We start from the raw sequence: 26,790 nt of genomic DNA on the forward strand, positions 1-26,790 counted from the left end.
CGACGGGCATGCCGCAGAGGCTCGCTCCTCGCACAACATCACCTCAGAACGCCGCCGTCACCGTCGCCCCCCAGATTCAGCATCGTCCCGTCGGCCCGGTAATCCCCCACGAAATCCGCCGGGTTGTCGTTCTCGACCGCCACCTCTGGCAGCACCGACAGCTGCCCGTGCAGGTCGATCCCCAGCGACCCAGGCAGCTCCTCCAGCGGCCGGTTCAGGACGACGCCCACCCCCAGCGACAAGGCGCCGACGTCGTAGCTCGCGCCGCGCCGCGCGAGGGCGAGCCCCGACGTAAGGAACGGCGCGACCCCGCGCCCCCTCCGGTGGATCCGCCGAAACATGCGCGCGCGGCCGTAGACTGGGCCGCCCTGGCGCGCTAGTCGGTATCCGCCGTGGATCCCAGCCCTCGAAGCAGCCCGGACGAACGCCGCCCCCGCCTCGCGCTCCAGGCCGTGCTGCCGGAGGAGCTCGCCGGCGCGTGCGGCATCGACCTCACCGACGCGCGCCGCATCGTCTCCCTGGCGCACCGCCTCGGCGAGCTCCCCGCCCGCGCGCCCGCGACCGTCCGGCGCGCCGCGCTCGACGCGGCGCGCTCGGCGGGCGAGATCAGGACGCTCGCGCTCGTCGAGCGGCGCGCGAGCGCCGAGGATCCGTTCGTGAAGTACGCCTTCCGCCTCGAGGACGGCGCGACGGTCGAGTCGGTGCGCATCCCGCTCGAGCGGCCGGGCCGGTACTCGGCGTGCGTGAGCTCGCAGGTCGGCTGCGCGCTCGCGTGCGCCTTCTGCGCCACCGGGCGCATGGGCCTCACGCGCAACCTGGAGGCCTGGGAGATCGTCGAGCAGGTGCGGCTCATCCGTCGCGATCTCGACGCCACCGTGGGCGGCGGCGCGCGCGTCCACGGCGTGCTGTTCCAGGGCATGGGCGAGCCGCTCGCCAACGCCGACCGGGTCATCCAGGCGATCCGGGTGCTCTCCGAGCCGAGCGCGCAGGCCATCGACATGCGCAACATCACCGTCTGCACGGCGGGGCTCCCGTCCGGCATCCGGCGGCTCGCGGCCGAGGTCCCCGCGGTCCGGCTCGGCCTGTCGCTCGGCTCGGTGCGCCCCGGCAAACGGCGCCTTCTCATGCCGATCGACGGCGCGCACCCGCTCGAGGAGGTCCTCGCGGCCGTGGGCGAGCACGCGCGCGCGAGTGGGCACGCGCCGATGTGGGCGTACACGCTCCTCGCGGACCAGAACGACACGGACGAGGACGCCGCGTGCCTGGCCGCGCTCGTCCGCGGCTTCGCGGCGCAGCACGGCATCTCTCCCCGGCTCAGCCTCATCCCCTACAACGCGATCGGCGCGCCCGACGATCCCCTGCCCTCGCTGGACGGCGGCGATGAACGCGGCGCGTCGGCCGATCCGTTCGTGCGCTCGGCGCGGCTCGACGCCTTCCGCGCGGTCCTCTCCGCCGCCGGCGTCGGCTCGATCGTGCGCTACTCGGGCGGGGGCGACGTCGGCGCGGCGTGCGGGCAGCTCGCGCGGCCTTCGGCGGAGGCGCGGCGACCGGGCGGCCGCCGGGCGCCGCCCCGCGCCGGGGCGACCGCGGGCGCAGCCGACGTCGGGCCGAGCGCGCCGCCCAGGCCAGCGTGAGCGTCGCTATGGATCCCTGCTCCCACGCGCGCTAGCTTGCGCGCGTGTTCGGCTTCAGCTTCGGCGAAATCATGGTGCTCGCCATCGTGGGCATCATCGTGGTCGGTCCCCGGCGGTTGCCTGCCATGATGCGGTCGGCGGGGAGCTGGATCGCCAAGCTCCGCCGCTTGAGCACGGATCTCCGGACGCAGAGCGGCATCGACGATCTGATCCGCCAGGAGGGGCTCGAGCGTGAGCTCCGCGAGCTCCGCGCCCTGTCGCGGGTCAATGTGATCGAGACGCTGGTGAACCCCGTCGTCGGCGCCGTGACCGCCGGTGCGATCGCCTCGTCCACGCCGCGCGTGAGGCCGCCGGATCCCGAGCCGCCGCCGCCCGTCGTGAACCCGCCCCGCGAGCGCGAGTACCCCGTCCTCGGCTGTGACGCCTACGGAGTGACGCTGGACGCGGCCCTGGACGGCGCCGCCGGCCTGCCGGCCACACCAGAGAGCGCGACCCCCACGGAGACCGCGAACGAGGCGGACGCCACGGTCGGCGTCGAGTCCGCCGCGTCGACTGCGCCCGTGGCCGCAGAGACCGCCGCGGCGACAGCGCCCGCGACAGCAGAGATCGTCGCGGCGACAACGCCCGTGGCCGCAGAGACCACCGCGGCGACAGCGACCGCGACCGCAGAGACCACCGCGGCGACAGCGACCGCGACCGCACAGACCGCCGCGGCGACGCAGGGCGTGGCGACCGGAAACGGAGCGACGTCATGAGCCAGGAGCAGGCGGCGGCGGTGAAGAGCGGCTCCCCGGGCGCGGAGGGCGCGCCGAGCGACGCCGCGGAGGATCCGGGCGAAGACAAGCCGATGTCGTTCTGGGAGCACCTCGACGAGCTGAGAAAGCGGCTCGTCCGGAGCATCCTTGTCTTCTTCGCGGCCTGCGTCGTGGGGTGGGAGGTGCGCGAGGAGCTCTTGCACTTCCTGACCGTCCCGTTCGTGCAGGCGTGGCGCGAGCAGAACCTGTCGGGCAACCCCTCGCTCCACTTCGGCGCGCCCGCGGCCGCGTTCGTCGCTTACTTCAAGCTGTCGATGATCGGCGGCGCGGCGATGGCCTCGCCGTTCATCTTCTACCAGCTGTGGTCGTTCGTCGCGCCCGGCCTCTACGCCAAAGAGAAGCGGTACGTCATCCCGTTCGTCCTGTTCTCGACGATCCTGTTCGTCGGCGGCGGCTGGTTCGGCTGGCGAGCGGCCTTCCCGATCTCGTTCGGTTACTTCCTCAGCCTGGCCGGCACGGTCGGCGGCGACGGGGTGACGATCACGCCGACCGTGATGATGGGCGACTACCTCGACTTCGTCGCCCAGCTCCTGCTCGGCTTCGGGATCATCTTCGAGATCCCGCTCATCGTGCTCTTTCTCTCCATCGCCGGCATCGTCAACTACCTCCAGCTCATCCTGTTCGGCCGCTGGTTCGTGTTCGGCGCCTTCATTCTCGCCGCCGTCCTGACGCCGCCGGACATCACGAGCCAGCTCGTCATGGCCGTGCCGATGTGCCTGCTCTACGTGCTCTCGATCGGCCTCGCGTACCTCTTCGGCAAGCCGCCGACCGACGCCCAGCGCGCGGCGTACAAGGCGCGCAAGGAGAAGGAAGTCACCAAGGGCTGACGGGCGGCGCGGCGCCGGCCGGGCCGCCTGCGCGGCGTCGGCTGCGCGCCGTCCTCCGCCGCGGCGCGCCGCACGGCAGAGCGCTGCGCTGCTCCTTCGCGCGCCGTCCTCCGCCGCGGCGTGGCGCACAGCAGACCGCTGCGCTGCTCCTTCCGCGCGCCGTCCTCCGCGGCGGCGCAGGCTCCTTCACGCGCCGTCCTCCGCCGCGGCGTGGCGCACAGCAGACCGCTGCGCTGCTCCTTCCGCGCGCCGTCCTCCGCGGCGGCGCAGGTCAGGCGGCGGGCGCAGCCGCCGCGGGCGCTGCCTTCCGGCTCCGCGCCACGTGGATCGCGACCGCGGCGCCGGCCATCGCGAGCCCGATGAGCTGCGACGTGGACAGGCCGACGAAGCCCCCGCGGTCGTCGGCGCGCGCGAACTCGAGCACGAAGCGCCCGAGCGCGTAGAGGCCGAGGAACGTCGCGAAGACCTGCCCGTCGTACCGCTTCCGCCCGTGCACGTAGAGCAGGCAGATCGCCGCGATGGCGAACGACATCGCCGACTCGTAGATCTGCGTCGGGTGCACCGGGTGTGACGGCAGGCGCGGGCTCGTGAGCTCGAGAAGCTTGAACTGCGCCTCGCTCGCGGGGCTGTTCGGCGGGAACGAGAGCCCGAACGCCCCGTCGGTGCGCAGGCCGAAGCAGCAGCCGGCGAGCAGGCAGCCCATCCGGCCGAACCCGAGGCCGAGCGGGACGGCGAAGCCCGCCATGTCCGCTGCCTTCCAGAACGGGAACCGATCGCGCTTGAGCAGCCAGTACGCCATCGCCGACGCGCCCACGAAGCCGCCGTAGTACGTCAGGCCGCCGGCCCAGAACTTCGCCCACGCGAGGCAATCGCGCTCGATCGGGTGGCATACCCCCTTCGCCGCGTCCCACACGCCGTGGTACCGCGACGCGCAGAGCGCCTGCTCGACCTTCCAGTCGACAAGCGACGGGTCGGTGCAGAGGTGCACGTAATCCCAGAAGTATCCGTCGGCGACGACGTGGAGGAGCCTGCCGCCGACGACGCCCGCGAGCAGGCAGGCGAGCCCCAGGTCGACGATCACATCCGGGTTCTCGCCGATCCGCCGCGCCCACAGCGCGCCGATGGCCGTCGCGAAGAGGAAGCCGGTCAGCAGCAGAAGGAAGTAGGCAGGGAACGCGACGTCGAGCAGGCGGAACAGCTCGGGCCGCATGATCAGCCCGCGGACGCCTTCGCGCCGGACGCCTTGAGCTCGGGGCGGTGGGGGGAGAACATGTCGATCGCCATCAGCCCGACGCCGACGACGATCGCGATGTCGGCCACGTTGAACGTCGGCCACACGAACGTCGAGGTGAGCCGGACCTGGATGAAGTCGATGACGTACCCGTAACGGATGCGGTCGACCAGGTTCCCGAGCGCACCGCCGAGCACGAGCGGCAGCCCCCACCTGAGCGCGATCTGGGAGGGGTGGAGCTTGCGGTACAGCGAGACGATGAAGACGATCGCCGCGAGCGAGACCACCAGGAAGAACGGGCGGCGGATCGCCTCGCTCTCGTCGCCCAGGATGCCCCACGCCCCGCCGTGGTTCTTCGCGAAGATCATGTTCAGGTGATCCTTGATCACCTCGATCTTCCGGAACGAGAGCGGCCGCGCGGCGGTGAGGTCCGTGAGCGCCTGCGGCTCCAGCCGGTCCTTGGCCCACCACTTCGTGCCGAGATCGGCGGCCAGGGTGATGGCCGCGACGACGATCAGGAACACGTACGACGGCCGGTAGGCGGGCTTCGTCGGCGCGACCACGTCGTCGGCGTCCCCCTCCTGCGAGGAGCCGCGCCCCTCGTTGTCGCGTTCCCCGGCGGAGGCCGGCGGCTCGCCGGCCGGCGCGTTCACGGGCGCGGAGCGATGCGACTCCGCGTGGGCACCTTCGGTCTCAACGGGAGCGTCTCGCGGCGTCGCGTCTTCAGTCATGCGGAGCGCGTTCCTCTACGACAAACCGAGCGCTCCGGCAAAGGCTTCCCTCCGCAGGCGCCGCCGCGCGCGTCTTTCACGCCTTGCGCGTGTCACGTGACGTGCGTGACTTGGGCGCGCCGCGCCACACCCGGGCGCCGCGCCGCGCGCCGTCTGCTCCGGCCGAGCCGCCCGCTCGCGTCCTTCAGCTGGCCGGCGGCACAGGCGGAGGCGCTTCCGTCGATAGCGGAGGTGTGGGGTCGCCGCCCGCCGGGCCCTCCGAGGCGCCGCGAGTGTCTGGAGACGGCGCGCTCGCGCTGCGGGTCGCGACGATCATGTCCTTGGACATCAGGATGACCCCCGCGACGATCGCGATGTCGGCCACGTTGAACGTCGGCCAGTGAAACTCCCGGCCTCCGCGGATCACGTACACGTCGATGAAGTCGATGACCCAGCCGTAGCGGATCCGGTCGACCAGGTTGCCCATCGCGCCGCCGAGCGCCAGCGCGAGCCCCCACTTCATCCCCGTCTGGTCCCTGTGGACGCGCCGGTAGATCGAGAAGATGAAGACCATCGCCGCGGCGGAGACGAACAGGAAGAACGGCCGCCGCAGGCCGTCCGGGAGGCCGCGCAGGAAGCTCCAGGCGCCGCCGGGGTTCTGCGCGAAGATGAAATCGAGGTGGTCCGGGATGATCGTGAGGACCTTCGCGCCCGACCGCTTCGGGTCGAACCCGGCGAGGCGCGCGTGCGCCCACCCCTTCGTCACCAGGTCGGCGGCGCACGAGACGAGCGCCACGACGGCCAAGAAGCGGAGCGAGGCGCGCTCCTCGCTGGGGAGGTCGTCGGGAAGGTGCGCGACGGGCGACGCTTGCGGTGCGTCCGAGGACATCGTCTTCGCTTCTACGCGATGGCGTGGCACGGAGCAAACAGCCTCGAGCAGGGCGATGCCCGGCGGCGGTCGTCTTCTGCTCTTCCGTTCGTCCGTTCGTCCGTTCGTCTGTTCGTCCGCTTTCCCCCTCGCGCCTTCCGGTTCCGTCTTCCGCGCTCGCCCGCGCCTCCTCCGCCGATCGCCGCGCCGGTTCACCGCTGGTTCAGGATCACCACCGGACGCTCCGGGGCGCGCGGTCGCACCGGCGCCTTTTCCCGTCCGGGAGGATCGGTCGGACCGGCCGGGTCGACCGCCGGTGCCCCCCTCCTTCGCAGCGCGAGGTGCACCTCACCGTACGCCTGGAGGGCCGCGCCGCGCTGCCGCTCCGTGGCCGCCGCGCGCCCCAGCGACTCGGCCAGCTGCGCCCGGCGCCCCGCGAGGTACGCGAGATCCCTCGCCTCGGCGAGCTCGCTCCCCCCGGCGAACGCCCGCTCCGCGCGCTCCATCGCCTCGGTGGCGCCGCGCAGGTCCGCGGGCGCGAGCTCTGCCGCCGCGCTCGCCCGGGCGCGCTCGTAGCTCTTCCTCGCCTCGATGAGCTCCTTCGGCGGGAGCGGGGCGCTCGCGCACCCCAGGAGACCGCCGACGAGCAGAATGGCCACTGTCCCGTGATTGGTTCGCATGATTCCGCGCCTCCTCTCGGCGAGCCCTAGCGGAGCTGCCGCTGGATGGATCCGACCTCCTCGAGCGCCTCGTGCGTGCGGGCCTGAGCCTGCGCCTCGCGCGTGAGGGCGAGCGCGAGCTCCGCGTCCGCCTGCGCGCGCAGGAGCATGCGCTGCGCCCGATCGGGCACGCCGCCTTCCGACAGCCGCGTCGCCCGCTGCACCTGCTCCCGGGCGAGGCGGAGGTGGGCTTCCGCCCGCGGCTCCTCCTCGGCTCCGACCTCCTCGGCGGCTCGAATCATCGCCTCCGACGCGCCGAGCCGCTCGCCGAAGCTTGGAGCGTACGCGGCGCACCCCGCCAGCGACGCGCCGAAGAGCGTCAAGAACACTGCGTTTTTCATGTGCGACACCTCGTTGCCAGCCCCGGACGAGAGGTCGCCCGGAGAAGGCGGGTGAGAGAGCGGATGGGATCATCGACTCCGGATCTCCGTCGTCGATCGGCTCGTCCTCAGGCAACCAGCACACCAGGGCCGACGGCCTCGGGGCGGCGCCTGAGCGCGCACGCGAGAGGCGCCGCCCTGCGTCCGTCGGTGCAGAAGGAATCACGACGACACTGAGACATCGCCTCACGCGCCGTATCCGCGCTTCCCATCCGTTGCGCGCAAACGAGCCATTCGCCGGAGCCCCCGTGTGCGTCGCGTGCGGCAACTGGACCACAGGAGAGCCCAAGACACCGGATCTCGTTCGAGGACGGGAGATGCCCCCTCTCCGCTGTACGCCCGCCTGCCGCGGCAGCCCGCCGCGACCGCGTTCCGCGCCGGCCCGCCACGCCCGCCTGCCGCGCCGATCCGCCGCGCCTGCCGCGCCGGCCCTTCACCCGCGCGCCGTCCTCCCCTCACCCGCGGCGCGCCGCCCTCCCCTCACCCGCGCGCCGCCTCCGAGATCCCGGCCGCGCAGGCCAGCGCCGCGCCACGGCGGCCGACGTGTGCGTCGCGCCCGATCCGGTTGAGTGACACGGCGCATCTGTTTAGTATACCTGCGTCATGCCGTCGCCCCCCTGGAAGATCGAGACCGGCGTCGAGACCGTCATCTCGTCGTGGCTTGCCTCCGGCTATGTCCGCCCTTGTTTCACCGCGGATCGCGAGCTTCCGCCGGCCGACGCGCGCACCGCGCCGATGCCCGACGCGCTCTCGCCGGCGCTCCGTGGCGCCCTGGAGCGGCGCGGCATCGATCGGCTCTACGACCACCAGGCGCGGGCCTTCGCGGCGGCCCGCGCGACGCCGGCAGGCCCGAGCGCCGCGGCGGAGCCGGCGCGGGCGGGGCGGCACGTGGTCGTCGCGACGCCCACCGCCAGCGGCAAGAGCCTCTGCTTCCATCTCCCGGTGCTCGACGCGCTCGCCGAGGGCGCCGCGTCGGGCCAGGGCGGCAGCGCGATCTACCTGTACCCCACCAAGGCGCTCGCCCGGGATCAGGAGGCCGGCCTGCACGCCCTCATCCGCGAGGCGGGGCTCACGATCCCGGCGATCGTGTACGACGGGGACACGCCGGGCGACGCCCGGCGGGCGGCGCGCGAGCGCAGCCCCATCGTGATGACCAACCCCGACATGCTCCACGCGGGGATCCTGCCGCACCACGCGCACTGGGCGCGGACATTCCAGCGCCTGCGCTACGTCGTGCTGGACGAGCTCCACACCTACCGCGGCGTGTTCGGGTCGCACGTCGCCCACGTCCTCGCCCGGCTGCGCCGCGTCGCCGCGTTCCACGGATCGAGCCCGACCTTCCTCTGCGCGACGGCGACGATCGGCAACCCGCGGGCGCACGCCGCGCGCCTGCTGGGCATCGCCGAGGACGAGCTCGAGCTCATCGACGAGTCAGGCGCCCCGCGGGGGCCGCGGCGCTTCTTCCTGTACAACCCGCCGGTGGTGAACGCGGAGCTCGGGGTGCGCGCCAGCACCCTGAAGAGCGCGGTGCGCCTCGCCGGGGATCTCGCCCGCGCCCGCGTGCCGACGCTGGTGTTCGGCCAGTCGCGCAACTCGGTCGAGATCATGCTGAAGTACCTGCGCGAGGGCGTCGGCAAGGAGATCGGGGCGGAGGACGCGATCATGGCGTACCGCGGCGGCTACCTCCCGGAGACGCGCCGGCGGGTCGAGCGGGGGCTGCGCGAGGGCGAGATCCTGTGCGTCGTGGCCACGAACGCCCTCGAGCTCGGCATCGACATCGGCGAGCTCGACGCGGTGATCTGCGCCGGCTACCCCGGGTCGGTCGCCGAGACATGGCAGCGCTTCGGCCGGGCGGGCCGGCGCGGCAAGACGAGCATCGCGGTCCTGTGCGCCACCAGCGCGGCGCTCGACCAGTACCTCGCGAGGAACCCGGGTTACCTGCTGGAGCGCGGCGCCGAGTCGGCCCGGATCGATCCGCAGAACACCGAGATCCTGGTGCAGCACCTCAAATGCGCGGCGTTCGAGCTGCCGTTCCTCAAGGGGGAGCCCTACGCGGCGATGCCGCCGGACGACACCGTGGCGGCGCTCCGCTTCCTGCAGGACAACGGGGTCGTGCACGAGTCGAACGATCGCTTCCACTGGGCGAGCGACGCGTATCCGGCGAACCACGTGAGCCTGCGCTCGGTGGGCTGGGACAACTTCGTCATCATCGACAAGGCCCATGGCAAGACGCTGGCGGAGCTCGACTGGCGCGCGGCGCCGACGATGCTCCACGAACAGGCCATCTACCAGCACGACGGCGAGCAGTACCAGGTCGAGCGGCTCGATTACGAGAACCACAAGGCCTTCGTGACGAAGGTCGTCCCCGACTATTTCACGACCGCGCTCACCCACCGGAAGGTGAGCATCCTCGACGAGAGCGCGGCCGCCCCGCTCGGCCGGGCGACCGCCGCCTTCGGCGAGGTGAGCATCGTGGAGAAGGTGGTCGGGTACAAGAAGATCAAGTTCTACACGCACGAGAACACGGGATACGGCGACGTGCGGTTGCCCGACATCCAGATGCACACGACCTCGTTCTGGCTCACCGTGCCCGAGCCGCTCTGCGAGGAGCTCGGCCTCGGCCGCGCGACCGCCATCGACGGCCTGCGCGGGATCGCGCGGGCGCTGGAGACGGTCGCGACGCTCTCGCTCATGTGCGATCCGCGCGACATCGGCCAGACGCTCGAGGACGGGAGCGAGGCGCGGGAGGTCCCGGCCGGCGGAGAGGCGGCCGGGGTCTTCGATCCGACGCTGTTCCTGTTCGACAACGTGCCAGGCGGCGTCGGGCTCTCCGAGCGCATCTACGAGCAGCGCGACGAGCTCCTCGCGCGCACGCGGCAGCTCATCGCCGGCTGCCGCTGCGACGAGGCCGGCTGTCCGCTCTGCGTCGGCGCCACGGAGAGCATCGACGCGAAGCGCAAGCGCGCGTCGCTCGGGCTCCTCGCGATCTTGCTCCACCAGGCGTGAGCCCGGCGCCGAGCGCCTCCGGGCGCTCGCAGCGGCGCGCCGCGCATCATGTCCTGAGCGGACGGGTGCCCGGCCCACGCAGATCCAGCGACACCCACCTCGCTCTGCGCCCCTGAGCCCCTGCCACGCTCGCGATGAGCGCTCGTCGTGGACGTGTCGCCGCCGCCCGCGCTGACGATGTGACAGCCATGTTTCGGCGCAGAGGGGAACACCACGAGTCGATTTCTGCAATCGACCGCAGCGTCTCTGGAGATTGAGCGCTGTCGCCCCTTTACCCCGCCCCTCGGTGCAATCTAGAGTCGGGGCACCGTGGAGAGCGCGCCATCGAGGGGGGTTGTTCTGGGGCGTTACGCCATTGGACCGCGGATGGCGCGCGGCGGGATGGGCGAGGTGTTTCGCGCGGTCGCGCTCGGGCCGGACGGCGAGGAGGTCCCGGTCGCCATCAAGCGAATCGTCCCGATGCACGCCGGCAGCGACGATCTCAGGCAGCTCTTCATCGCCGAGGCGAGCATGATGACCCGCCTCAAGCACCCGAATATCGATGAGGTGCTCGACTTCGGCGTCGACGATGCGGGCGACTTCTACCTCGTGCTCGAGCTCGTGTCCGGGACGGATCTCGGGCGACTCTGCAAGGGGCTCTGGGCGCGCGGGGAGTCCGTCCCGGTGCCGATCGCGCTCTTCGTCGCCGCCCAGGTGCTCGAGGGGCTGGGCTACGCGCACGAGCGCTCGGCCGCCGAGGGGCGGCTGATGGTGCACCGCGACGTGAGCCCTGGAAACGTGCTCATCTCGCTGAGCGGCGTCGTGAAGATCGCGGACTTCGGCGTGGCGATCGCCACGCGGGGCGACGTGGGGGACGCCGCCAGGCGCGACCTGGTCGGGAAGCCGAGCTACATGCCGCCCGAGCAGTTCGACGGCGAGCGCGTCGACGCGCGCGCCGACGTGTTCGCCCTCGGGGTGGTCCTGTTCCAGATGCTCACCGGGACGCGGCCCTTCCCCGGGAGCAGCGCCGCCTCGCGGATGGCGGCGGCGCGCGAGGGGCAGATGTTGCGGGCGAGCGAGCTGCGCCCCGAGGTGAGCCCCGCGCTGGAGGCGATCCTCACGCGCGCGCTCGCGCCGCGCCGGGACGACCGCTTCCCCGACGCGCGCGCGATGCTGGAGGCGATCGAGGCGCTGCGCGAGGCAGGCCACGAGATCGGCACGCCGGAGGACCTCGGGGCGCTCGTGAGCGCCGCGCTGAAGGAGTCGCCGGAGTCGCGTCCGCCGGGCCCCCACACGCCCGAGCTCCCCGAGGACGAAGACGACCTGGAGGGGGGCGAGCTGACGCGCGCCGACGCGGACAGCCCCTTCACCCTGCGCGCGACGCGACGCCCCGGCCCAGCGTCGCAGGTGCTCGGTGGTGAGGCCGAGGCGCTCGATGCGCTCGATGGCATCGACGCGGCGCTCCCGGCGCCGTCGAGCGCCCCGGTGAGCGGCGGGTTCCACGCCGTGGCGCCGGCGTCCGTCGAGGAGAGCTCGCTCGAGCCGCTCCAGGCGTCGAGCCTGAGGGGGGCGGTCTCCTTGACGCCGAGGCCGCGCGACGAGGCGCGGCCGCCTTCCTCGGCGCCGGGCGCGGTCCTGCCGCCGGCCGGGGCGACGCGGCAGCGCCTGCTCGCGGCGGCGATCGCCTGCGCAGCGCTGGCGGGGATCGCGGTCGCCAGCGTGCGCGTCGGCCGCGGCGGACCGAGCGCAGCCTCCCCCGCGGCCGTGCAGCGCGCCGTTCGGGCAGTGCAGCCGCAGATCACCGCCGCCGTGCACGCCGCGCTGTTGCCCCTGCGAAGAGCTCCTTCTCCCGCGAGCCCCGCCGAGGGCGCTGCGCCGGCCGCGGGCTCTACCGCAGGTGCCGCGCCGGCCGCGGGCACCGCCCCCGCCACCGCGCCGGCCGCGGCCCCCCCGTGAGCCGCATCGCTTGCGGCGCTCGGTCCGCTCGGTTAGCAGCGCGGCATGCGACGCCCTCACGTTCTCCTCGTCCTCGCCCTGACCGCGCTCGCCGGGTGTAGCGCCTCGCCGCCCGCAGCTCCGCCGCCTCCGACGGCCGCGCCGCCGGCTCAGCCCGACGCGCCGCCCGCTGCCGCGGCCCCCGCCCCGGGCGACGCGGTCGCCCCGGCGCCGCTATCGGTCGCCTCGGTCGAGGTGCCTGCTGCCCTGCGCACCGTCGTCGATGCCGCCGATCGCGCGGACGCCGACCGGGCGCTCGACGCCGGCCGTAAGCCTGCGGAGACGCTCGCATTCTTCGGCATTCAGCCGGGGATGAAGGTCGCGGAGCTCGCGGCGGGGGGCGGCTACTCGGCCGAGCTCCTGGCGCGGGCGGTCGGGCCGGGAGGGGTCGTCTATGCGCAGAACAACCGCTTCGTCCTCGAGCGCTTCGCCGAGAAGCCGTGGAGCGAGCGGCTCAGGAAGCCCGTGATGAAGTCGGTGGTCCGGGTCGATCGCGAGCTCGACGACCCGTTGCCGCCCGAGGCGCGGGATCTCGACGCCGTCTTCCTCGTGCTCTTCTACCACGACACGGTGTGGATGGAGGCGGACCGGGCCGCGATGAACCGCGCGGTCTTCCGCGCGCTCAAGCCCGGCGGCGTGTTCGCGATCGTCGATCATGCCGGGCGCGCCGGGACGGGCGTCACCGAGGTGAAGACGCTCCACCGCATCGAGGAGAAGATCGTGCGCGAGGAGATCGAGCGGGCGGGCTTCCGGCTCGCGGCCGAGGCGACCTTCCTCCGGAGCCCCGCGGACACGCGCGACTGGAACGCCTCGCCGATGGTGGCGGGCGACAAGCGGGGCACGAGCGACCGCTTCGTCCTGAAGTTCGTCAAGCCCGGGGGCTGAGCCGCCGCCGCGGCCTGGGCTCATCGCGGGCAGCGGGGGGGCGGCGGCGGCGCATGCCATCCGCCATCGGACCCGCCCCTCGGCGCCTGAGCGGCGCTCACCCGTCGTCGGAGCGAACGCAGCGCACGAGCCGCCGATCGCGGACCGTGTGGTCCTGCGATGCGCCGTTCGTGAAGTTGACGAGGACGGCCTTCTCCGCGCTGCCGATGGCGGGCGTCGACGACCAGAAGACGTCGGACGGCGTCCCCGGGAAGGCCGCCAGGTCGATCGCCGGCCCGGACCGCCGATCATCGACGATCGAGAGCAGCTCCTTCGCGCTCGGCAGCCGCCAGTCGCTCTTCGCGGCGAGGCCGAGGTCTTGGCAGTGCGCGAGCGCGTCGCTCCAGATGAACCGGGTCTGGGAGGCGTGGCGCTGCCAGACGAGCCCCGTCGAGCGATCGAGCACCCAGTCCTCGCCGGGCGAGAGATCGGCCGGCGCGATCCCCTTCACACCTCCGACGCACAGCGCCCGCGCGGCGGCCGTGTCGTCCTTCGGGAAGAAGCCGAGGGACGCATCGCTGGCCAGCACCCCCCAGGCGAACGAGCTGTCCGCGGCGACGTCGGTCGCGGACCAGTAGAAGCTGTCCTGGGTGGACGTGAAGAAGATATCGGGAAACGCCGTGGCATGGCCGAAATCCAGGATGGAGACGAGCTCGAGCCGCGTCGGCAGGCGCCAGTCCGAGAGGCCGCCGATGCCCTGAGCGCTGAGCGCCGCGCAGTGCTCCTGCGCGCCGACCAGCGTGAACATCCCGTTCTCCACCACCTTTTCCCAGGTGAGCCCGGTCACCGAGTCTTCCACCGCGCCGTCGGCTTCTGTGTAGGAGGGGACGGCGATCTCGTAGTTCCCGTCCTGTCCGAAGAAGGGCGCCGAGGGCCCTGGGCACGCCTCGAGCACGGTGGTCCCGTTCGAGCAGCGCGTGGTCGGCGAGTCCGGCCATGTCACCGGCACGGGCGGCGGCCCTCCGCCGCCGGTCCCTCCCCCGGCGCCCCCGCCGCCGATCGGCTCGCCGCCGCCGCCGCCGATCGGTTCGCTGCCGCCACCGCCGATCGGTTCGCCGCCGCCGCTGCTGCCGAACTGAAAGGGCTCTCCGATGCATCCGGCGAGCGTGACGGACTCCACGAGCAGCGCGGCCAACAGCCAGGTGAAGCGAAGGGCGTGAGGGGTCTCGTTCGGCATGGGCAAGCGGCGGCGCCAGGAGAGGATCCGGGCCAGCAGCCTATCATTCACCGGGGCGCGGGGGTCGACTTCCTCGCAGGCGCCTCGCGCTGCAGGCTCGCATCACCGCCGCCCGCCGCCCGCCCGCCGCTTCGTTCCCCCCCGCGCGCGGTTGCCTGCGCCCGCGCCCGCGTCGGCGGCGTTCGCGCCGCCCGCGCGGGCCGGTCAGTCCATGAGAGGCGAAGCGAGCATGATGGAAGAACGACGCGCGGCGGAGAGTGGGGTTGATCCCGTGCACCTCGGTGCCTCTCCGCCGCGTCGACCTCTTCTACGCAGGTTGCGTCTGGCGCCCTCTCCGCCTTTGCGGGCCGAGGGTCCGCCGCGTCACGGCGTCGTGTAGTCGACCTTCACCGCGTACGTGCTCTCCGCGTACCCCTGCACGAGGAGGAAGGCCTCCGACTGCCCTTCCGGGACCGTCAGCTCGCACGTCTCGTCCGCGCCGTCGAGGTAAGGCCGGCAGTCGAAGGCGCTCAGGGTGGGCTGCTCGCCGAACCGCACGTAGAGATCGGGATCCCCGCTGCCGCTCATCACGGCCCGGAAGGTCGTGCCCGGGACCACCGAGATTGGCCCGTGGGACGCCGTCTCGCGCCGCGAGACGCTGCCGTCGAAGCTCGTCGACGTCTCGGTGCCGCCGCCTCCGGGCTCACCTCCGGGCTCGCCTCCGGGCGCCTTCGGCGCGGAGTAGCGCACCTCGATGTCGTAGGTCGAGGCCGTGAAGCCGTGCACCTTGACGAAGGCCCTCGTCTGGCCCTGGGGCACATCGAGCGTGCAGGTCTCGTTGGCGTCGCTGAGGTAGGGCCGGCAATCGAACGCTCTCGCCGTCGGCGCATCACCGAACTTCACGAAGAGATCGGGGTCTCCGGTCCCGGTCATGACGACGGTGAGGGTCGTCCCGGCCACGACCTCGAACCCCTCGGCGGGCCCGACCGCATCGAAGGCTCCCCGGGCGACGCGGCCGCTGAAGTTCTCGGTGGTCGGCTCCCCGGCCGGCGGCTCCCCGGTCGGCGGCTCCCCGCCGCCTCCATCACCTCCGCCGTCACCGCCGTCTCCGCTCGACGTGCCATAGAGCGACCGGACGCCCGCGACGTCCTTCTCCGTGAGGACGAGCGTGCTGTCGCCTGTGCCGTTGCACTGGGGATAGTGCATGACGGACGCGCCGTCGTACTCGGTGAGGGAACGCCAGTTGTCGTCCTCGAAGCAGGTGCCCGACTCAGGACGGGTGTGCTCGTGACGGAAGCCAAGGGTGTGGCCGAGCTCGTGGCGGAGAATGCCGGTGATCGTGGGCCGCGTGCTGTCGAAAGCGGTCCTGTCGATCAGCACGTTCCGCGAGTACCTCGACTGGCCGGGGAAGAAGGCGCGCGCCAGGTACTGGCCGCCGGCGCTGACGGGGTTCACGTCGAACAGGACCTCGCTGGTGCTCGAGGTGCAGCGCGAGTCGGCAGATTCGACATGGATGAAGTCGACGTCCGCGACGTCCTCCCATGCCTTGACGGCATCCGCCATCGCCGTCACGACCTCCTCGTACTTGTCCCCGAATCTCGTGCTCACGCAGTACGAGAGGTTGTGCCGCTGCTCCGCCGTCCAGATGACGTCTTCCCCGCCTTCCTGGTTGACGATCAGCGCACCACCGCGCACATGCGCCTCCCAGAACTCGCGCAGATGCTTGATATCTACGACCGGCGTGTCCCCGTTAACAATGTAGATGCCGGTGTCAGGCTCCCGGAACACCGTCCGCTCGAATCGCTCAAATCCCAGCTGATTCGTGCCAACTTCCTCGGTGTCGGCGCCGCCGACGTCTGCCGAGCAACCGGCCGCGGCAGCGGTCAAACCAGCGATCACCAGAACGAGCTTACGGGCGATCACATTGCTCTCGTGCGTCTTTGCAGGATGCATTTGGAGCTCCTTTCGGGGGAGGCGAATCACGCTGTCCACGCGAACTCGATGAGACCCAAATGCCTTAACCCGATTTGACCCTCAGTCGGATAGCCAAATCTGACCGCCGTTCATAAAAAGGGTTCATGGTTGTAAAAAATTTCGAAGAGAGCGGACACGGTTCCCTTGTCACAGGAAAATTCCTGTACCACGCGAAGCGAACAGATCACGTCGGACAGACACACTGGAAAACAACACATCTTGAGCTAGTGCGACGCGTACTTGCACCAGGACAAGCATCGGGATCCTCCTGCCTCCGTTGCGTCGATGAAAGGCGCGGAACGCACGCATGCAACGCGACGGCTGCAACGCAGCGCGCGCGGGCGCAGCTGCGAGCGCCGCGGCAGCCGACGGCCCGCGGGCACGTCCGCGAGCGCCGATCGCGGCGCGATCCTTCAGGGCAGCGTCGGGACGGCGCGCAGCGCTCGTCGCGCGGGACGACGGCGGGCGCTCACCCGCGCGCCGACAGGATCCGGCTGAAGGCCTCGCCGACGGCGCGCGCGAGCTCGACCATCCGGCGCGAGCCGCTCGAGGTGTCGAGGATCCGATCGGCGACCAGGATCATCGCGGGCCGGCCGACGACCTGCACGGCGACGGCGGCGACGTCGAGGCTCGGGTTGACCATGACGTCGAGCAGCGGCGCGTGGGTGGGGGTGCCGGGGATCGGGCCGACGTAGAGGTGGGTCGCCACGGCCGTGGCGAGCACGCTCGGCTGATCCATCGGGAGGGAGAGCTTGCGCAGCGCCTCCTGGTCGCCGAACTCCGCGTTGCACGCGAACCCACGAAAGACCCCGCGGTGCGCGGCGAAGATGGCGACACGCCCGGCGAACAGCCGCAGCCCCCGGAGCGCGAGCCGGATGACGTCGTCGCGCGTGCGCGCGAGGTACAGCGCGTCGATGACGTCGCTCAGATCGACGAAGGGCTGCGGCGGCGGATCGTCGTCGAGGGGATCGCCGAGCTCCGGCTCGGGCGCGGGGGGCAGCGCCGGGAGCCGCCCGGAGCGCCTGCTCGACGGCGGCGCGGCGCTCTCCGGGCGAGCCCTGCCGCTTCCAGGCGACGGGGCCTCCGCATCGACGGAGCGGCGGCGCGAGCGCGGCGCGAGGCCGGAGGGCGCGTCGAGCGGCAGCCGGCCGAGGCGCCGCGTCGAGGGGGCCGGCTCCCGCCCGGCGCTGTCCGGCGCGCGGTCGGGGCCGGGCGAGGCCTGGGGCAGGATCGAGGCGAGCAGCTTGAAGGGCGGCGAGATCTCCACGGGCGGCGGCGGAAAGGAGACGGCCGGCGGCTCGACCGCCGGCGCGCGCAGGGCCGCCTGACGCCCGGTCGCCCTCCCGCCGGCGCCGCGTTCGGCGTCCGCTGAGCGGCGTGCGCTCGAGGGAGAGCCGCGCGCGCCGGGGGCCGCCTTGGCTTGGCGGAGCGGCAGGATCGCGTCCTCGTGCGCCGCCGGCGTGTCCGCGCGCTGAGCGTGACCGTTCTGCGCCGCTCCGCGGTGGCCATGCTTGCCGCTCGGCGCATCGACCAGGCTCGCCTCGTCGAACGACGGGACCGAGGAGCGACGGATCAGCGGGATGGGCACCTCGGACGACGGCGGCGGCGGGATGGTCGACTGGGGCGCGCCGTGCGGAAACGCCGGGGTCGCGCGCCGCGCGCGGGCGGGGACCTGCTCCCGCTCGTCGAGATCGAGGGCGCGGATGGCCTCCTCGATCGCCGTGATCGGCGCGCGAAAGATGCGCACCGGCGCGCCGAGGTGGAAGCTGAACTCGTCGGCGATGTGGCGATCGAGCGGATCGGCCGCCGCGACGTCGATGGTGCCGACGCCGGGATCGATGCGGATCGGGACGGCGCCGAGGCGGCGGCACATGGCGCGCGGCAAGCGCGCGACGAGATCGCGGGCGCCGACGACTTGCCGGAGCGCGAGGCCGCCGTTGCGATCGAGCTCCTCCTCCAGGGCGCGCTCGCTGAGGGCGGCGCGGTCGATCAGGGCGCGAGGGAACGGGATGCCCCGCAGGACCGCCACGAAGAGGGCGGCTTCGACCTCAGCCTTGGAGACGGCGCCGGCGGCGATGAGGAGGCGGCCCAGGTCTAGCGACACTCGCTGCACAATACCAGAAAGGACGCTGCCAGCGTGCAGCGCCCCGCATCCGATCACGACGGACGCTGCTCCTTCTGGACGGGCGGCGAGCGGCCAGCGGGCCCGCTCCCTCACCACCCCAGGCGGCCGGGTGGCGCGCGCTGGGCGAGGGAGAGAGCCAGGCGAGCTCATGGGCTCGCGCCGAGCGCTGGCTCACGTCCTGGCGCCGAGCGCCTCCGCGGCGGAGCCGTGTGGCCGATAGGACAGCAGGCCAGGGGAGGACCGAGAGACCCGGAGTCCTCAGCGGGAGAACTGAAAGACCACCTCGCTCTGCCGCACGAGACCCAGGTTGTCGCGCGCGATCCTCTCCACGGCGGTCGGATCGTCGCGCAGGCGCGCCACCTTGCCGCGGAGCGCCTCGATTTGCCGCCCGAGCTCGGCATTCTCCTCCTCGACGTCGGCGAGCTCTCTCTCGAGCTCCCGCAGGCGGGGCAGCCCCTGCGGCGAGAAGATCATGATCGGTGCGCCCACGACGGCGACGATGAGCACCGCGATGGGGAGGGTCCGCTCCAGGAACTGCGCTATTCGACGCACAGACATCCGCTCGCACGTCCTCCGCGCTCCTGTCAACTTTCCTCCAGGGTTCCTGCAACTCCGCGTTATCTTTTACCCGGTTACCCGGCCTCCCGGCGGGGCAGGCGCGGTGAGCAGGGCCCCGCACGCCACGTCGATCGACGTCGATTGCGCCCACGTCGAGCGCCGCCGTCGCGCCGCGCGCGGCCGGATCCCCCTGCAAAACAGGCGTTCGTCGGATGTCGCATGGAGCCCCAAGCTTCGCTAGCATGACCCACGTCCCCCGCCGTCCGGCAGGTCCGCTGCGCGCGCAACGCCGGCACGAGGGCTCGGCCCGAGGAGTCCCATGTCGATTGATATCGTCCGAGGCGAGCTCGAGCGCCTCTTTTCGCTCGATGAACTGATGGCCCTGTCGTCCGACCTCCTCGGCTTCAGCCCGGCCGAGATCGGGGGCAGCGCCTCCAAGGCCTCCTTCGCGCGCGCCCTCACGGATCATTGCGTCGAGCGCGACGCCATCGATGCGTTGATCGATGCCGTCATCGCCTCACGCGCAGAGGTCGACGCGCGCGTCCGCGCCCTCGGCGTCCATGGGCTCGGCCTGCCCGAGGAGATCGGGCCCGGCGAGGCGTTCGGCGACTACATCGTCACGAGAAAAATCGGCGAGGGCCCCCGGGGCCTCGTCTACGCGGCGACCCGGGGGACCGAGCCGCGGACGCTCAAGGTGCTCCGGCGCGAGGCGACCCGGGACAGCCGGGCGGTGCGCAGGTACCTCACCCACGTCCGCCTGGCCGCGCAGGTGCACCACGAGAACCTGGCGAGCGGCATCGACGCGGGGATCGTGGGCGGCCGGGCGTTCGTGGCGTACGCGCACGTCGACGGGTTGCCGCTCTCGGCGCGCCTCGCGCGCTCGGGGCCGCTCCACATCAACGAGGCGAAGCCGCTGCTCCGCGGGATCCTCGGCGGGCTCGCCGCGCTCCACGAGCAGCGCCTCGTCCACGGCGCGCTCAAGCTCGAGAACGTCGTCGTGGCCCGCGGCGAGGACGGGGAGCCGCTCCCGATCCTCGTCGACGTCGGCGGCGATCGGCTCGGCGCCGGGTGGTCCAGCCCGGAGCTCGTCGAGGCGGCCAGCCCCGAGCAGCTGCGCGGCGAGAGCGTCGGCCCCGCGAGCGATCTCTACGCCTTCGGCGCGCTGCTCTTCGAGCTCCTCACAGGCAAGCCCGTGTTCTCGGGCGCCGCCGCGGTCGACATCGCCGTCGCCCACCTCATCGAGCCGCCGCCGCCGCCGAGCGCGGTCGCGCCGCGCGGCTGGGTGGGCAAGGACATCGACGAGCTCTCGGGGCGCCTGCTCGCGAAAGCGCAGGACGCCCGGCCGAGGGGGACGCGCGCGGTGCTCGACGCGATCGAGCCGCTGGGCAAGCCGCAGCAGCAGGAGTCGGCGATCGAGGGCGCGCAGCTGAACGACCTCATCGATCGGCTCGTCGCGAGCCCCATGGACACGGAGCTCGCGCTCGCCGTCGAGGCGGCCGTCGATCGGGGAGCCGACCCGGGGCGCGTGGCCGAGGCGCTCGTGATGGCCTCGGAGCAGATCGACGCGGGCTCGACGCCAGGGCAGGGCGACGACCAGGCCGTCGCGGCGAAGAAGCTCCTGCACTTCCGGGCGGCCAGGATCTACGAGAAGGGGCGGCTGCACGACAAGGCGGAGGCGGTCTACCTGCGCCTCCTCGAGCTCGCCCCGGGCGACGACATCGCCTTCAGCGCGCTCGAGGAGCTCCGCAAGGCGCTGGGCAAGCACGAGGAGCTCGTGGAGATGCTCCTCCAGCGGAGCGAGCGCGCCGAGACCGCCGGCGAGCGCGCCCGGGCGCTCAACGAGATCGGGCACCTGTACGTGCAGGAGCTCGACGACAAGGACCAGGGGGTGTTCGCCTTCGCCCAGGCGCTCGCCCAGGATCCCGAGCAGGACGCGTACGCCGTCGACCTGGAGCGCGCGGCGGGCAACGACATGAAGGTCTGGTCCGAGGCGCTCCAGATCCTGAGCCAGGCGAGCACCGACGAGGCGATGCCGGCCGAGGCGAAGCTCGCGCTCTTCAACCGGCTCGGGCCCTGGTATGCGGAGAAGATCGCGCGGGCGGACCTCGGGATCCCGTGCTTCCAGTTCGTGCTCGGGCTCGACCCCGCGAACGAGGAGGCGCTGGAGGGGCTCTCGCAGGTCTACCGCCGCGCCCAGCAGTGGCAGGAGCTCGTCCAGGTGCTGCTCTCGCGGGCCGATCGCGCCGCGACCCCGGGGGAGGCGCGCGACCTCCGCGCCGCGGCGGCCGAGCTCCTCGAGACGAAGCTGAGCGACGCGGGCCGCGCGCGTGACCTCTACGAGCAGATCTTCACCGAGGACCCCGGGCACACGAGGACGTGCGAGGCGCTGCTCAGGATCTACCGGCGCGCCGAGGATCACGCGGGCTACGCCAGGATCCTCGAGCGGCGCGCGGAGGCGCTGCGGGGCGAGGAGCGCGTCGACACGATGTGCAAGCTCGCCGAGCTCTACGAGGACCGGCTCGGCGACCTGGGCGAGGCGACGCGCCGCTACGAGGCGGCGCTCGAGCTCGATCCGGCCAGCCTGACCGCCCTGCGCGGGCTCGATCGCATCCACAGCCGCGCCGGCAGCTACGCGGCGCTCCTCCAGAACCTGGCGCGACAGATCGACGTCAGCGCGACGCCGCGCCAGAAGATCAACCTCTACGAGCGGATCGCCGGCATCCACGACGAGGAGTTCCTCGATCACGCGAAGGCGGCCGAGGCCCTCGAGGCGATCCTCAGGATCGACGGCGCGCACGAGGGCTCGCTCGCCGCGCTCGGGCGGCACTACCGCGCCCTCGAGCGCTGGGAGGACGTGGTGTCGCTCTACGAGCGGCAGCTCGGCATCGTGCCCGACGACAAGCGCCGGGAGGAGCTGCTGCTCGCGATGGGGCGCGTGCTCCTCGATCAGGTCGGCTCGCCCGAGCGCGCGCGCAAGGCCTATGAGCGGGTGCTCGCGATCGATCCCCACCACGCCGGGGCCCTGGAGTCGCTCGCGCACGTGCGGGCCGCGACGGGCGACGCCGCGGCGGCGCTGAGCGCGATCGAGTCGCTCGCGGCGACGGCGAAGACCGCGGAGAGCAGGGCCGATCTCTGGATCCGCGCGGCGAAGCTGCTCGAGGAGAAGGGCGATCGGGACGGGGCGATCGAGCGCTACAAGATGGCCCTCGAAGCGCAGCCGCAGAACGCGGGCGCGTCCTCGGCGCTGCGCGCGGCCTACCTCGCCCGGGGCGACGCGACGAGCGCCGTCGAGCTCATCGCGCGCGAGGCCGAGGTCGCGGAGGGCAACCTCGCCAAGGGCCGCCTGTACGGCGAGATGGCGCTGCTCCTCCGCGAGCGCCTCAAGGACGACGGGCGCGCCGCGGAGGCGGCGACGAGGGCGGTCGATCTCGATCCGACGGGCGTGCTCGGGCTCATGATCTCGGGCGATCTCGCGTTCGAGGCGGGCCGCTTCCTCGAGGCGGCGCGGCACTACGAGCTCCTGGCGAGCCGGGTCGACGTCCTGCCGAAGGAGCAGGGGCTCAAGCTGCTGCTCCGCTATGTCGACGCGCTCGGCAAGAGCGGCTCGAGCGGCAAGGCGATCGGCACCGTGAAGGCGCTGCTCGCGCTCGCGCCGGACGATCCGGCGGCGCTCTCGCGGGCCGCAAGGGTCAACCTCGACGCGGGCAGGGAGAAGGAGGCCGCGGAGCTCTACGGCCGCCTCGTGGACCGCTTCGGCGCCGGCCTGCCGGAGCGCGATCGGGCCGAGGCGCTCCTCGGGCTCGGCGAGGCGAGGCTCGCGGCCGGCGACCCGGACGGCGCGGTGGCCGCGCTGAACGGCGCCGCCGATCTCCTCCCGGAGTCCCCTGCCCCGCTCGCCCTGCTCTCCAGGGTCTTCGAGGCCAAGGGGGACTGGGAGGAGGTCGTGCGCGTCAAGCACCGGCGGCTCGACGTGGTGACCGGCGAGGAGCGGAGCGCGCTCCTGCTCGAGATCGGCGACCTGCTGGCGGCGCACCTCCACGACCGGGCGCGCGCCGCGAAGAGCTACGTGGCAGCGCTGGACGAGCGCCCGGACGACCGGAAGATCCTCACCAAGCTGATGCAGCTCTACAGCGAGGAGAAGGACTGGTCGAAGCTCGTCGACATCGTCCTCAAGCTCGCCGCCAAGATCGACGACAGCCGGCAGAAGGCGAAGTACCTGCACACGGCGGCGATCGTGAGCGCGCGGCAGCTCGGCGATCTCGACCGGGCCGCCACGTTCTACGACGAGGTGCTGGCGCTCGACCCGTCCCTCACCCGGGCGCTCGCGGAGGCGATCGACCTCCGCGGCGAGAAGGGTGACCACGAGGAGGTGGAGCGCCTGCTCAAGGTCGAGCTCGACAGGGCGACCGAGGAGAACGACACGGCGAAGATGCTCGAGACGTTCGACCGGCTGGGCGCCGTCTACAAGGACAAGCTCGGCTGGATCAGCGAGGCGATCGACGCCTACGAGGCGGCGCAGACGCTCGATCCGGACAGCGAGGCGCGGAACGAGCTCCTGGCGAACCTCTACGCGAGCAACCCGGCGGAGTACCTGGACAAGGCGGTGGCCGCGCAGGCCCCGATCCTGCGGCGCAACCCGTACAAGCCGGACGCGTACCGGCTGCTCCGGAAGATGTACACCGAGGCGAAGCGCGCCGACGCGGCCTTCTGTCTGTGCCAGGTGCTCTGCTGCCTCAGCGCCGCCGAGCCGGACGAGGAGCGCTTCTTCCGGCGCCTGCGCCCCGACACGGCCGCGGCGGCGCAGCAGCCGCTCGACGACCACGCGTGGGCGACCACGCTCGTCCACCCCGACGCGGATCCGCTCCTGACCGCGGTCTTCGGCGTCATCGAGCCGGCCGTGCTCAGGAAGAACGGGCAGCCGCTGGAGGAGCTCGGTTACCAGCTCGCCTACCAGCTCGATCTCTCGCGCCACCCCTACCCGATGTCGCAGACGCTCTACTACGCGGCGGGTGTGCTGGGCCTCGCGCCGCCGCTCACGTTCCAGGATCCGAACGACGGCGGCGGCGTCTCGTTCCTCCACGCGCACGTCCCGGCGATCGTGCTCGGCGCCGCGGCGCTCCAGATGGACCTGCCCACGCAGGCCGCCGCGTTCATCGCGGCCCGCCACCTCACCTACTACCGCCCGGGCATGTACCTCCGGCACCTGGTGCCGACGGGCACCGGCCTGCGCGCCTGGCTGTTCGCGGCGATCAAGCTCATCTCGCCCACGTTCCCGATCGCGAAGGAGCTGGAGGGGCCGGTGATGGAGGACCTGGCGGTCCTGGAGCCCATCCTCGTCGGGCCTGCGCGCGATCAGCTCGCGAGCGCCGTGACGAAGCTGCTCCAGGCCGGCGCCATCGACCTGAAGCGCTGGGTGTCCGGCGTCGATCTGACGGCCGACCGCGCGGGCTTCCTCCTCGCCAACGACCTCGAGCTGGCGCAGGAGATGATCAAGGCGACCGACGAGGCGAGCGCCGCCCTCCCCCACAAGGAGAGGCTCAAGGAGCTCACGCTCTACGCGGCCAGCGAGGAATACTTCGCCGTCCGGCAGCGGCTCGGCATCAACATCGATAGCTGAGGGCCGGCCCCTCGGTCGCGGAGCGCTCGCGCCCGGCCTCGAGCTACGCCAGGCAGGACCGCGCGCGCGATCTGGCAGAGCCGGTCAACTGGATCATTGACGATCCAGCTGCGGGATGTCGCTTCCTGCCCACTTCCGCACCGGACTGGTTGACGGATAAATCCCCAAATTGCTAGGCTGCTGGCCGGCATTAGGCCTTTTCGATCGTATGTTAGCTCGCCGCAGCGTGGCAGCGGGCAGCCTGAGCGATTGTGTGAAAGCACGCCCATGGCGGCAAAGAAGACCCGAAAAACTTCGAAAAAAGACCGGAAGAGAGCGACCAAGGCCAGCGCGGCAAGCTCGAGGCGAGCAGCCTCGACAGCGCGGACGCGGAAGGCAAAGCCTGCCGCCCGCTCAGCCGCGCGCAAGCCGAAGCGGAAGGCCGCGTCCTCTCGTCCTGCTGCGCGACGCACCGCTGCCGTGAAGGCGGCAAAGCGCCGGAAAACCACGACAAAACGGGCGACCGCCCGCAAGTCGGCGGCCCCGGCGCGGCGCAAGGCGGCGCGCGCACCGGCGCGGGCAACCCGTGCGGGCGCGAGGAAGAAAACGGCGGTCGGGAGGGCGAAGAAGGCCACCCGCGCGGCCGCGAAGCGAACAAGCGCTTCCAAGGCGAAGAAGGCCGCGGCCAGGACGAAGGCCAGGTCGACGCGCGCCGCCGCCAAGCTCAGGACCACCAAGGCCAGGGCGAAGGCCAGGGCCACGAAGGTCAAGGCGAGGGCGGCGAAGGCCAAGGCGACGCGGGCGAAGACGGCGAGGGCCAAGGCCACGAAGGCCAGGGTGACCCGCGCCAGGGTCGCAAAGCCGAGGGCCGCGAAGGCCAGGGCCGCGAAGACCAGGGCGGTCGCCGGGCGGGCGCGGAAGGCGAAGGCCGCGAAGACGAAGGTCGCGCGGGCCAAGGCCACCAAGCCGAGGCTCGTGCGGGTCAAGGCCGCCAAGCCGAGGCTCGTCCGGAGAAAGATCGCGGCGCGCTCCGAGCGGGCGCTCGCGGCGCCGGCGGCGGAGCCGACGAAGCTCCGCAAGAAGCTGAAGCTGAGGCTCGACGACCAGCCGAAGCCCAAGGAGAAGCTGAAGCTCAAGGAGAAGCTGAAGCTCAAGGACGTCAGGGAGCAGGCCGAGCCGGGCGAGGCCGAGCGACCGCGCCGGGCGAGCGACAGGCCGTCGCGCACGAGCGACAGGCCGTCGCGCACGAGCGACAGGCCGTCACGCACGAGCGACAAGCCGGTCGTCGACAAGAAGAGCGCGCGGCCGGGCGTGGCGAAGGGGAAGAGCGCCGGGGCGTCGATCGAGCGCCGTCCGGGTCGCGCCCCGCTCCGGGAGGCGCCGCGGGTGGTCACCCTGCCGCTGCCGATGCTGCCGCCGCCTCGGCGCGCCACCATCGAGGAGCGCAGCGCGATCATCGAGCAGCGGTTGAGCGCGCAGTCGGAGGACTTCCGGCGGCGCTACATCGACAGCCTCGATATGTCGTGGATTTACCACGACAGCGCGCTCGAAGGGGTGGTCTACACGTTCGACGAGCTGCGCGCGGCCCTCGCCGGCCCGGCGCCGCTCGTGACGGACTCGAGCCTTCAGCCGACGTACGATGACATCCGGCGGCACAAGGAGGCCATCGCGTACGTGCGCGAGCAGGGCGAGAACAAGCGGGCCCCGCTCACGCTCGACTGCATGAAGAAGCTGTACCTGATCCTCCATCCGGAGGAGGGGGACCTCAAGACGGTGAAATACCGCAAGGATATCCCCCAGCACCGGCTCTACTTCCACGAGTACGCTCCGCCGGACAAGATCGCCTACAAGGTGCGTCAGATCATCGACTGGCTGAACGACCCCGAGACGCGGAAGACGCGGAACGGCATCCGGATCGCTGCGCGCGCGCACTACGATCTGCTGCGGGTCTACCCGTTCCCGAACGACAGCGGCAAGGTCGCGAGGCTGTTCATGAACATGCTGCTGCTCCGCACGGGCCTGCCTCCGTCGATCATCCACTCGACCGAGCGGCAGCGCTACTACGAGGCGCTGAAGGGCTCGGCGACGACGGTGCTGCAGATGGTGCAAGAGTCGGTGGAAAACGCGCTCGCGAGCGTCGAGAAGCTCCTCGATGAGCATGAGACGCGGAAGCGCGCCTTCGTCAGCTGAAACGGCAGAGGGCGGTCGCGCGCGAGACCTCGTCCTGACGGGGCGAGGCGCGCGCCGACCGCCCGCGTCCGTCGCTGTCGATCCCGCAGACAAACATCGAGAC

General features: G+C 72.2%; 19 protein-coding genes. 8 read left to right on the forward strand and 11 right to left on the reverse strand.

Annotated features, from left to right (window positions below; genetic code table 11):
* Positions 1 to 38: 38 nt before the first annotated feature.
* Positions 39 to 341 (reverse strand): hypothetical protein, encoded by a 303-nt coding sequence (locus WME95_RS21965; RefSeq protein WP_437910417.1) that lies wholly within the window; start codon positions 339 to 341, stop codon positions 39 to 41.
* Between the two features lie 51 nt (positions 342 to 392).
* On the opposite strand from WME95_RS21965, the gene rlmN reads away from it, so the two are divergent.
* From rlmN to tatC, 3 genes are read left to right on the forward strand one after another with little or no spacing between them, the layout of a single operon-like run.
* Positions 393 to 1,634 (forward strand): 23S rRNA (adenine(2503)-C(2))-methyltransferase RlmN, encoded by a 1,242-nt coding sequence (gene rlmN / locus WME95_RS21970; protein ID WP_437910418.1) that lies wholly within the window; start codon positions 393 to 395, stop codon positions 1,632 to 1,634.
* A gap of 44 nt (positions 1,635 to 1,678) precedes the next feature.
* Positions 1,679 to 2,389, forward strand: a complete 711-nt coding sequence (gene tatB / locus WME95_RS21975) for a Sec-independent protein translocase protein TatB (RefSeq protein WP_437910419.1) — start codon at positions 1,679 to 1,681, stop codon at positions 2,387 to 2,389.
* Positions 2,386 to 3,276 (forward strand): twin-arginine translocase subunit TatC, encoded by an 891-nt coding sequence (gene tatC / locus WME95_RS21980; protein WP_437910420.1) that lies wholly within the window; start codon positions 2,386 to 2,388, stop codon positions 3,274 to 3,276. The genes tatB and tatC overlap by 4 nt, the downstream gene beginning before the upstream one ends.
* A 271-nt stretch (positions 3,277 to 3,547) precedes the next feature.
* Here tatC and WME95_RS21985 read toward each other — a convergent pair whose 3' ends face one another.
* The 5 genes from WME95_RS21985 to WME95_RS22005 all read right to left on the reverse strand — a co-directional run bounded on the left by WME95_RS21985 (position 3,548) and on the right by WME95_RS22005 (position 7,145).
* Positions 3,548 to 4,486, reverse strand: a complete 939-nt coding sequence (locus tag WME95_RS21985; RefSeq protein ID WP_437910421.1) for a prolipoprotein diacylglyceryl transferase — start codon at positions 4,484 to 4,486, stop codon at positions 3,548 to 3,550.
* Between the two features lie 2 nt (positions 4,487 to 4,488).
* Entirely contained in the window at positions 4,489 to 5,238 is a 750-nt protein-coding gene (gene lspA, locus WME95_RS21990; RefSeq protein ID WP_437910422.1) for a signal peptidase II, read from the reverse strand.
* A gap of 184 nt (positions 5,239 to 5,422) precedes the next feature.
* Entirely contained in the window at positions 5,423 to 6,106 is a 684-nt protein-coding gene (gene lspA, locus WME95_RS21995; RefSeq protein WP_437554446.1) for a signal peptidase II, read from the reverse strand.
* A 191-nt stretch (positions 6,107 to 6,297) separates the two neighbouring features.
* Positions 6,298 to 6,765 carry a DUF4398 domain-containing protein gene (locus tag WME95_RS22000; protein ID WP_437910423.1) on the reverse strand — a complete coding sequence of 156 codons (468 nt, stop codon included), beginning with the start codon at positions 6,763 to 6,765 and terminating at the stop codon, positions 6,298 to 6,300.
* 26 nt (positions 6,766 to 6,791) lie between these two features.
* On the reverse strand, positions 6,792 to 7,145 hold the full coding sequence (locus WME95_RS22005; RefSeq protein WP_437910424.1) for a DUF4398 domain-containing protein: 354 nt from the start codon (positions 7,143 to 7,145) through the stop codon (positions 6,792 to 6,794).
* A gap of 642 nt (positions 7,146 to 7,787) precedes the next feature.
* On the opposite strand from WME95_RS22005, the gene WME95_RS22010 reads away from it, so the two are divergent.
* The 3 genes from WME95_RS22010 (at position 7,788) to WME95_RS22020 (ending at position 13,049) form a co-directional block, all read left to right on the forward strand.
* Complete coding sequence (locus WME95_RS22010) at positions 7,788 to 10,190, forward strand: DEAD/DEAH box helicase (RefSeq protein WP_437910425.1); 2,403 nt, start codon at positions 7,788 to 7,790, stop codon at positions 10,188 to 10,190.
* Positions 10,191 to 10,556: 366 nt separating this feature from the next.
* Positions 10,557 to 12,125 (forward strand): serine/threonine-protein kinase, encoded by a 1,569-nt coding sequence (locus tag WME95_RS22015; protein WP_437910426.1) that lies wholly within the window; start codon positions 10,557 to 10,559, stop codon positions 12,123 to 12,125.
* Positions 12,126 to 12,170: 45 nt separating this feature from the next.
* Positions 12,171 to 13,049: a class I SAM-dependent methyltransferase gene (locus tag WME95_RS22020; protein ID WP_437910427.1), complete on the forward strand. Its 879-nt coding sequence runs from the start codon at positions 12,171 to 12,173 to the stop codon at positions 13,047 to 13,049.
* Positions 13,050 to 13,146: 97 nt separating this feature from the next.
* Here the strand turns inward: WME95_RS22020 and WME95_RS22025 are convergent, their stop codons facing one another.
* The 4 genes from WME95_RS22025 to WME95_RS22040 all read right to left on the reverse strand — a co-directional run bounded on the left by WME95_RS22025 (position 13,147) and on the right by WME95_RS22040 (position 18,901).
* Complete coding sequence (locus tag WME95_RS22025) at positions 13,147 to 14,265, reverse strand: DUF1566 domain-containing protein (protein WP_437910428.1); 1,119 nt, start codon at positions 14,263 to 14,265, stop codon at positions 13,147 to 13,149.
* A 363-nt stretch (positions 14,266 to 14,628) separates the two neighbouring features.
* Positions 14,629 to 16,197, reverse strand: coding sequence for a pre-peptidase C-terminal domain-containing protein (locus WME95_RS22030; RefSeq protein WP_437910429.1), 1,569 nt, complete (start codon positions 16,195 to 16,197; stop codon positions 14,629 to 14,631).
* 490 nt (positions 16,198 to 16,687) lie between these two features.
* Positions 16,688 to 18,322, reverse strand: a complete 1,635-nt coding sequence (locus WME95_RS22035; RefSeq protein ID WP_437910430.1) for a hypothetical protein — start codon at positions 18,320 to 18,322, stop codon at positions 16,688 to 16,690.
* A 279-nt stretch (positions 18,323 to 18,601) separates the two neighbouring features.
* Positions 18,602 to 18,901 (reverse strand): FtsB family cell division protein, encoded by a 300-nt coding sequence (locus WME95_RS22040; protein ID WP_437300928.1) that lies wholly within the window; start codon positions 18,899 to 18,901, stop codon positions 18,602 to 18,604.
* 319 nt (positions 18,902 to 19,220) lie between these two features.
* On the opposite strand from WME95_RS22040, the gene WME95_RS22045 reads away from it, so the two are divergent.
* Positions 19,221 to 24,518, forward strand: a complete 5,298-nt coding sequence (locus WME95_RS22045) for a protein kinase domain-containing protein (protein WP_437910431.1) — start codon at positions 19,221 to 19,223, stop codon at positions 24,516 to 24,518.
* Here WME95_RS22045 and WME95_RS22050 read toward each other — a convergent pair.
* A complete protein-coding gene (locus WME95_RS22050) occupies positions 24,455 to 25,492 on the reverse strand; it encodes a hypothetical protein (protein WP_437910432.1) in 1,038 nt (345 codons plus the stop codon). The two genes, WME95_RS22045 and WME95_RS22050, sit on opposite strands and share 64 nt — an antisense overlap.
* Between WME95_RS22050 and WME95_RS22055 the strand changes: the two genes are divergently transcribed.
* Entirely contained in the window at positions 25,473 to 26,687 is a 1,215-nt protein-coding gene (locus WME95_RS22055; RefSeq protein ID WP_437910433.1) for a Fic family protein, read from the forward strand. The genes WME95_RS22050 and WME95_RS22055 overlap by 20 nt on opposite strands.
* The last annotated feature ends 103 nt before the right edge of the window (positions 26,688 to 26,790 follow it).

The organism is Sorangium sp. So ce327 (assembly GCF_051530205.1).
In the GTDB taxonomy this organism is placed as follows: Bacteria; Myxococcota_A; Polyangia; order Polyangiales; family Polyangiaceae; genus Sorangium; species Sorangium cellulosum_B.